Source organism: Mycolicibacterium arseniciresistens (genome assembly GCF_030519285.1).
Taxonomy (GTDB): Bacteria; Actinomycetota; Actinomycetes; order Mycobacteriales; family Mycobacteriaceae; genus Mycobacterium; species Mycobacterium arseniciresistens.
Genome location: NZ_JAUMSQ010000100.1, coordinates 1 through 8449, shown reverse-complemented (window position 1 = coordinate 8449; position 8449 = coordinate 1). Strand labels below are relative to the sequence as shown.

Annotated in this window: 5 protein-coding genes and 1 pseudogene; 5 read left to right on the top strand and 1 reads right to left on the bottom strand. The window is 70.0% G+C overall.

The window, feature by feature from the left end:
* On the bottom strand, positions 1-827 hold an 827-nt coding region (locus Q2100_RS14755; protein WP_302914674.1), incomplete at its 3' end, for a hypothetical protein.
* A gap of 225 nt (positions 828-1052) precedes the next feature.
* Here Q2100_RS14755 and trmB point away from each other — a divergent pair.
* The 5 genes and pseudogenes from trmB to Q2100_RS14730 all read left to right on the top strand — a co-directional run.
* Complete coding sequence (gene trmB, locus Q2100_RS14750; RefSeq protein WP_302914673.1) at positions 1053-1838, top strand: tRNA (guanosine(46)-N7)-methyltransferase TrmB; 786 nt, start codon at positions 1053-1055, stop codon at positions 1836-1838.
* Positions 1835-2530, top strand: a complete 696-nt coding sequence (locus tag Q2100_RS14745; RefSeq protein ID WP_302914672.1) for an NYN domain-containing protein — start codon at positions 1835-1837, stop codon at positions 2528-2530. Before trmB ends, Q2100_RS14745 begins: the two co-directional genes overlap by 4 nt.
* A gap of 55 nt (positions 2531-2585) precedes the next feature.
* A complete protein-coding gene (locus tag Q2100_RS14740) occupies positions 2586-5309 on the top strand; it encodes a trehalose monomycolate exporter MmpL3 (protein WP_302914671.1) in 2724 nt (907 codons plus the stop codon).
* Positions 5310-5402: 93 nt separating this feature from the next.
* Positions 5403-5588 (top strand): annotated as a pseudogene (locus tag Q2100_RS14735) (NYN domain-containing protein); the annotation flags it as partial.
* Between the two features lie 58 nt (positions 5589-5646).
* A partial coding sequence (locus Q2100_RS14730; protein ID WP_302914670.1) for an MMPL family transporter occupies positions 5647-8449 on the top strand: 2803 nt, incomplete at its 3' end.

Genomic DNA, 8449 nt, shown 5'->3' with positions numbered 1-8449 from the left:
CTGCGCCACTGCACCGCGCGGCGCAGGTGCGCGGCCCGGTCGTCGGCCGGGTCCACCGTCAGCCCGGCGGCCGAGACGACGTCGACCGCGGCAGCCATCACGGCGAGCACCGTATCGTCTGCGGCCAGGAAATCGGACAGCCGCTCGTCGCCGGAGCGCACGGCCAGCGCCTCCAGTTCGGCCAGCGCGGACCGCACCCGCCGGTAGCGCAGCGGCGCCGCCACCTGATCGATCGCCGCGAGCACCCCGTCGATGCCGCTGAGCCGGCGCAGCATGCCGGGCAGGGCTTCGCGGTCGGCGCCCCGCCCCAGAGCCAGCACCGCATGCGCGATCCCGAACCGGTCCAGGCGGGCCAGCAACCGCTCGCGTACCGCACGCCCGAGACGGTGCCCGCAGTCCAGGAAGGCGTCGGTCGACCGCAGGTCCGCCGGGTGGTGGACGAGCAGTTCGAGCGCCGCGACCAGTTCGGCGTCGGGCGCGGCGCCGGCCAGCAACCCGATGAGCGGCACCGCAGGCACGCCGGTGCGGGCGCGACACTCGGCGGCGAGCACCTGCGCCCGCGCCATCGGCCCGCCGCCGGCCGCACCGGACAGGTCGGCCTTGTTCACCACGATCAGCACCGGAGCCCGGGCGGCGGCGACCACCGCCATGTCCTCCGGCTTGAGCGCCTCGGCGATCACCAGCACCGACAACTCGGCGCCGCTGCCATCCACGACCGTCAGACCGGCGTCCCGCAGCGCGGCGGCCACCGTGCGCCTGCCCACCCCGGCACGGCCGAGCACCTCGACCGGCAACGGGGCGGTGAGCCGGGCGATGACATGCTCCACGGCCGGCCGGCGGTCACCGGCCCGTGCGGCGAAATCGGTCAGCGCGTCGGCGAAGATGGCGCGTCCTTCCGGTGGATTGCTGCGTGCGGGTGCTCACGCCGATCGTGGCACCTGCCGCGCCGCTTGGCGAACGCTTCGTCCCCAGGGCCCGTCCTGCGCCGACACACCAGCCGAAGGCAACTGTTGGGTATCAATATGCACCACGGAGCGGGTACCCGACCGTCGATGAGCGACCATGGACGGATGCAAGCGCGCAGGTCCGAGGTCGCTGGCTCCCCGGCCTCGCACGACACCGGCCGCGCCCCCGCCGCCCACCCCCATCCACGGGTGACCAGTTTCCGCTCCCGGCGCTCCGCGCTCTCCGGCGGTCAGCAGGCCGCCTGGGACCGGCTGTGGCCCGAACTCGGCGCACAGGCCCGTGACGACGAGGGCCGGCCGGCGCCGCTGATCGACGTGCCGGCGTGGTTCGGCCGGTCCGCGCCGGTGGTGCTGGAGATCGGCTGCGGCACCGGCACCTCGACGCTGGCCATGGCGCAGGCCGAGCCGCATCTCGACGTCGTGGCGGTGGAGGTCTACCGCCGCGGGCTGGCCCAGCTGCTGAGCGCGATCGACCGCGCCGACCCCCCGGTCACCAACCTCCGGCTGGTCCGCGGCGACGGTGTGGACATGCTCGAGCACATGTTCGGCAGCGACTCGCTGACCGGCGTGCGGGTCTTCTTCCCCGACCCGTGGCCCAAGGCCCGGCATCACAAGCGCCGGCTGCTGCAACCCGCGACGGTGGCCCTGATCGCCGACCGGCTACGGCCCGGCGGGGTGCTGCACGCCGCCACAGACCACGCCGGCTACGCCGAGCACATCGCCGCGGTCGGAGACGCCGAACCGCTGCTGCGCCGGGTGGATCCCGACGGCGAGCTGCCGATCTCGGCACAGCGGCCGGTCACCAAGTACGAGCAGAAGGCCCTCGCCGGACCCGACGTCACCGAACTGCTCTGGGAGAAGGCTTCGCGATGAGTCTCACCGAGGACATCCCGGTCGCCACCCCGCCCCCGCCCGCGGGCCCGCCTGCCGGCAGTCAGCGGGTGCTGCTGGTGTGGGACGCGCCGAACCTCGACATGGGCCTCGGCTCCATCCTCGGCGGGCGGCCCACCGCCGCGCACCGGCCCAGGTTCGACGCGCTGGGCCGGTGGCTGCTCGGGCGCACCGCCGAACTGTCCGCACAACTCGCCGACGGCGGCTCGAACGTCACCCTCGAACCCGAGGCCACCGTGTTCACCAACATCGCCCCGGGCAGCGCGGACGTGGTCCGGCCGTGGGTGGAGGCGCTGCGCAACGTCGGGTTCGCCGTGTTCGCCAAACCGAAGATTGACGACGACAGCGACGTCGACTCGGACATGCTCGCGCACATCGCACTCCGCCGAAGCGAGGGGCTGGCGTCGGTGATCGTCGCGTCGGCCGACGGGCAGGCGTTCCGGCAGCCGTTGGAGGACGTCGCCCGCGACGACATCCCCGTGCAGGTGCTTGGATTCCGCGAACACGCGAGCTGGGCGCTGGCGTCCGACGCCCTGGAGTTCGTCGACCTCGAGGACATCCCGGGGGTGTTCCGCGAGCCGCTCCCGAGGATCGGCCTGGATTCGCTTCCCGACCAGGGCGCGTGGCTGCAGCCGTTCCGGCCGCTGTCGGCGCTGCTCACCTCCCGTGGGTGACGGCGGCGCCCGGGTGCCGCACTCCTCCGAACAGTCCCGACGTTAGGAGCTCGACGTGTTCGCCTGGTGGGGTCGAATCGTCTACCGGTTCCGGTACATCGTCATCGCCGTCATGGTCGCGATGTGCGCACTCGGCGGTGTGCTCAGCCTCGACCTGGGCAAGCACGTCACCCAGAGCGGCTTCTTCGACGAGGGCAGCGAGTCGGTGCGGGCCTCGGTGCTGGCCGACGAGGTGTACGGGCGCGACCGGACCAGTCACGTGGTGGGCATCATCTCCGCGCCGGACGGCCGCAAGGTCGACGATCCGCAGTGGTCCAAGGAGGTCACCGACCAGCTGAACGCGGTCAAGGCCGACCACCCCGACCAGTTCCTCGAGTGGTACGGCTACCTGCGCGGATTCCCGGCGGCGCTGGCGACGCCGGACAAGGACCGGGCGTTCGTCTACATCACCCTCAAGGGCGACAACGACGACGTCATCCTCAACAACTACAAGGCCATCGAGCCCGACCTGCAGCAGGTCGACGGCGGCAACATCAAACTGGCCGGCCTCAACCCGCTGGCCAACGAGTTGACGGGCACCATCGCCAAGGACCAGAAGCGCATGGAGATCATCGCGCTGCCACTGGTGGCCGTCGTGTTGTTCTTCGTCTTCGGCGGCGTCGTCGCGGCCAGCCTGCCGGTGATCATCGGCGGCCTGTCGATCATCGGCTCGCTCGGCATCCTGCGGGCGGTGATCTGGCTGACCGGCGAACCCATGCACTACTTCGCCCAGCCGGTGGTCACGCTGATCGGCCTCGGCATCGCGATCGACTACGGGCTGTTCGTGGTGAGCCGGTTCCGCGAGGAGATCGCCGAGGGCTACGACACCGAGACCGCCGTCCGGCGCACGGTGCAGACCGCGGGACGGACTGTGACGTTCTCCGCGGTGCTGATCGTCGCCTCCCTGGCCGGCCTGCTGCTGTTCCCGCAGGGCTTCCTCAAATCGCTGACATACGCAGGCATCGCGTCGGTGTCGCTGTCGGCGCTGCTGTCGATCACGGTGCTGCCCGCGGCGCTGGCCATCCTCGGCCGCAACGTCGACGCGCTCGGTGTGCGCACGCTGTACCGCATCCCGTTCCTGCGCGACAACCAGTTCACCAGCCGCATCATCGACTGGTTCGCCGAGCGGACCCAGAAGACCAAGACGCGTGCCGACGTGGAGAACGGCTTCTGGGGCCAACTCGTCAACCGGGTGATGAAGCGGCCGGTGCTGTACTCCGTGCCGATCCTCGTCATCATGGTGCTGCTGATCGTCCCGCTCGGCCAGCTGGCGCTCGGCGGCATCAGCGAGAAGTACCTGCCGCCGGACAATCCCGTCCGCATGGCGCAGGAGGACTTCGACCGGACCTTCCCCGGTTACCGCACCGAGAAGCTGACGCTCGTCATCGAGAACGCCTCGCCCACCCAGGTCGACGAGATCAAGAGCGAGGCGGCACAGATCGGCGGCTTCACCGAGCCGGAGTGGAGTGAACGTCCGGTCTCGCCCGACGAGAGCGGCAACACCCCGCAGAAGACCGATCCCGACGTGACCGTGCTGCAGAACGGGCTCGAGGTCCGCAACGACGCCGCCAAGCGGCTCGACGAGCTGCGCGCGATCGAACCACCGCGGGGCGTGACGATCTCGGTGGGCGGTACGCCTGCGCTGGAACAGGATTCGATCCACAGCCTCTTCGACAAGCTGCCGATGATGCTGGTGATCCTGGTCTCCACCACCACTCTGCTGATGTTCCTGGCGTTCGGGTCGCTGGTGCTGCCGATCAAGGCCGCGGTGATGAGCGCGCTGACGCTTGGCTCCACGCTGGGCATCCTGACCTGGATCTTCGTCGAGGGGCACGGCTCGGGGGTGCTGAACTTCACCGCGACACCGTTGACCGCTCCGGTCGTCGGACTGATCATCGCGGTGATCTACGGGCTGTCCACCGACTACGAGGTGTTCCTGGTGTCCCGCATGGTCGAGGCACGGGCCCGCGGGCTGTCGACGTCCGAGGCGATCCGTGTCGGTACGGCGACCACCGGCAGGATCATCACCGCCGCGGCGCTGATCCTCGTCGTCGTCGGCGGCGCGTTCGTGTTCAGCGACCTGGTGATGTTGAAGTACCTGGCCGTCGGCCTGATCGCCGCGCTGCTGCTCGACGCCACCGTGATCCGGATGTTCCTGGTGCCGGCGATCATGAAGATGCTCGGCGACGACTGCTGGTGGGCGCCGCGCTGGATGAAGCGCATCCAGGAGCGCCTCGGCCTCGGCGAGATCGAGCTGCCCGACGAACGGAAACGCCCCGCCGCGGAGGAGGGGCGCGGCGCGCTCGTCGGCGCCGAGGTGGCCGCGCAGGCCCGCCCGCTGCGATCCCATGATCCGTTCCCGTCGCCCCGCCCCCGCGCCACGCCGAGACGCATTCCCCCGCGGGCGGCGGGCCAGGCGGCGACGCGGATTCCCGACCGCGAGGACACCCCCGAGCCCGAGCCGCCGACCACGCGCATCCCGGCCGCCGGGAACACCGTGCTCGATGCCGCGACGAGCGCGGTGAACGCCGCAGGCGACGCGACGAAGCGCACCGCGCGGCGCACTCCCCCGCCGCCGGTCGAGGACCGGGAGCTCGACGAGCCCACCACCGCGATCCCGACGCAACCCGAGCAGGATCCCGGGGCGCCGCAGGAGCCGGCCCCCTCCGCGGACGACGACCGGCGGCGCGGCCCAGGGATCAGCGCGCAGGATGTGCTCCGCCGCGAAGGCCGCCTGTGACCGATGATCGGCGCCCGGCGTGATCCGATTGTGACCACCGGTCTGCGGGGAGGATCGTCGCAGGACACGCCCCAGAAAGAGGCCCCGTTCCGGCCGCCTGGATTTCGCGAACATGCGAGCTGGGCGCTAGCGTCGGATACCTTGGAGTTCATCGACTTGGAGGGCACCCCCGTGTCCCCCGGGTGCCGCTACCGCGGATCGGACTCGATCGGCGACCCGGTCAGGGTGTGGCTGCAGCCGTCGGGGCCGCTGTCCGCGAAGCTGACCTCGCGTGTCTGACAACTCAATCGACCGCGGCGGGGTCGCCCCAGAGATGCTGTCAATGTAAGGAGCTCACGTGTTCGCCTGGTGGGGTCGAACGGTCTACCGATTCCGGTACATCGTCATCGGTGTCATGGTGGCCCTGTGCCTGGGTGGCGGGGTCTACGGCATCAGCCTTGGCCAGCATGTCACGCAGAGTGGCTTCTACGACGAGGGCAGCCAGTCGGTGCAGGCATCGCTGCTCGGCGACGAGGTGTACGGCCGTGACCGCGCCAGCCACGTCGTCGCGATCCTGACGCCGCCCGACGGCAAGAAGGTCACCGACCCGCAGTGGCAGCGCGAGGTGGTCGGCGAGCTCGACACGTTCGTCACCGACCACCCCGACCAGGTGGTGAGCTGGGTCGGCTGGCTCAAGGCCCCCGACGCGGCCAGCGAGACCGTCCAGCAGATGAAGACCGAGGATCTGTCGAAGACCTTCGTCTCCATCCCGCTCAAGGGCGAGGACGACGACGCGATCCTGAAGAATTACCAGGCCGTCGAACCCGATCTCAAGGAGATCAACGGCGGCGACATCCAGCTGGCCGGCCTGCAGCCCCTGGCCAGCGAGCTGACCGGGACCATCGGCGAGGACCAGAAGCGCGCCGAGGTGGCGGCCATCCCGCTGGTCTGCGTGGTGCTGTTCTTCGTCTTCGGCGGTGTGATCGCCGCGGCACTGCCCGGCCTGATCGGTGGCCTCACCATCGCCGGTGCGCTCGGCGTCATGCGGCTGGCCGCCGAGTTCATCCCCGTGCACTTCTTCGCCCAGCCGGTGGTGACGCTCATGGGCCTGGGCATCGCCGTCGACTACGGCCTGTTCATGGTGAGCCGATTCCGGGAGGAACTCGCCGAGGGCTACGACACCGAGGCGGCCGTACGCCGCACCGTGATGACGTCCGGCCGCACCATCATGTTCTCCGCGGTGATCCTGGTGGCGTCTTCGGTGCCGCTGCTGCTGTTCCCGCAGGGCTTCCTCAAGTCGATCACCTACGCGATCATCGCCTCGGTCATGCTGGCGGCGATCCTGTCGATCACCGTGCTGGCCGCCGCGCTGGCCATCCTCGGCCCCAGGGTCGACGCTCTGGGCGTCAAGACGCTGATCAAGTTCGCCCTGCCCGATCCCATCGAGGCCGATCCCGCGAACCGCAAGACCAACACCTTCGCCATCGCGTCGATCCCGCTGGGACTGCTGGTGCCGCCCGCGGGCATCGCGCTCGGCCACATGGCCCGCAAGCGCATCAAACAGACCGGTGAACAGGGTGCCAACCTGGCCCTGATCGGCCTCGTCCTCGGCTACACCGCGCTCTACGGCGCGATGGCCTACGGCGTGATGGCACTCAAGGACGGCGACGTCATCGGCAGCGCCGTCTACTGGATGCTGCTCGGCATCATCATCTTCCTGGTCGTCGTCACGTTCGGCCTGGCGCTGGCCCGCTACGTGCCGCTGGCGCGCACCCCCATCGTGTGGTGGCTGCACTGGCTGGCCGACAAGACGCAGAAGACCAAGACCCGCGCCGAGGTGGAGCAGGGCTTCTGGGGCAAGCTCGTCAACCGCGTGATGAAGCGCCCCGCCGCCTTCGCGGTGCCGATCATCATCGTGATGGTGCTGCTGATCATCCCGTTGGGTCAGCTGGCACTCGGCGGCATCAGCGAGAAGTACCTCCCGCCGGACAACTCCGTGCGCTCGGCCCAGGAGAACTTCGACCGCAGCTTCCCCGGCTTCCGCACCGAACCGCTGACGATGGTGCTCAAGAGCGACAACGGCGAGCCGATCACCGATCAGCAGCTGGCCGACATGCGCGCCAAGGCGATGACGATCAACGGCTTCATCGACGCCGACAACGACCCGTCGAAGATGTGGGCCGAACGCGCCGCCCAGGACACCGGGTCGAAGGACCCCTCGGTGCGGGTGATCCAGAACGGCCTGGAGAGCCGCAACGACGCCGCGAAGAAGATCGAGGAGTTGCGGGCGCTGTCCCCACCGCGGGGGGTGACCGTGTACGTCGGCGGCACACCGGCACTGGAGCAGGACAGCATTCACAGCCTGTTCGACAAGCTGCCGCTGATGGTCGCCATCCTGATCATCACGACGACGATCCTGATGTTCCTGGCGTTCGGTTCGGTGGTGTTGCCGATCAAGGCCGCGGTGATGAGCGCGCTCACGCTCGGCTCCACGATGGGCGTGCTGACCTGGATGTTCGTCGAGGGCCACGGCTCGGAACTGATGAACTACACGCCGCAGCCGCTGATGGCGCCGATGATCGGCCTGATCATTGCCGTGATCTGGGGCCTGTCGACCGACTACGAGGTGTTCCTGGTCTCCCGCATGGTGGAGGCGCGCGAACGCGGGCTGTCCACCGCCGAGGCCATCCGCATCGGCACGGCGACCACCGGGCGCCTGATCACCGGCGCCGCCCTGGTGCTGGCCGTCGTCGCGGGCGCGTTCGTGTTCTCCGACCTGGTGATGATGAAGTACCTGGCGTTCGGCCTGCTCATCGCGCTGCTACTGGACGCGACGATCGTCCGGATGTTCCTGGTGCCCGCGATCATGAAGATGCTCGGCGACGACTGCTGGTGGGCCCCGCGCTGGATGAAACGCATCCAGGAGCGACTCGGCCTCGGCGAGACCGAACTGCCCGACGAACGCAAGCGCCCCAATGTCGGTGAACCGGGCGACGACCCGGAGGCACTCGTCGGCGCGGGCGCCCCGGTGTCCGCACCGCCGCGTCCGCCGCACGACCCGACCCATCCGGAGGTCCCTGTCCGGGCCGCACCGATGCGGGTGCCGCCGCGGGCCAGTGGACCGTCCGCCGCAGGCACCACCCGCATCCCGACGCGGGGCG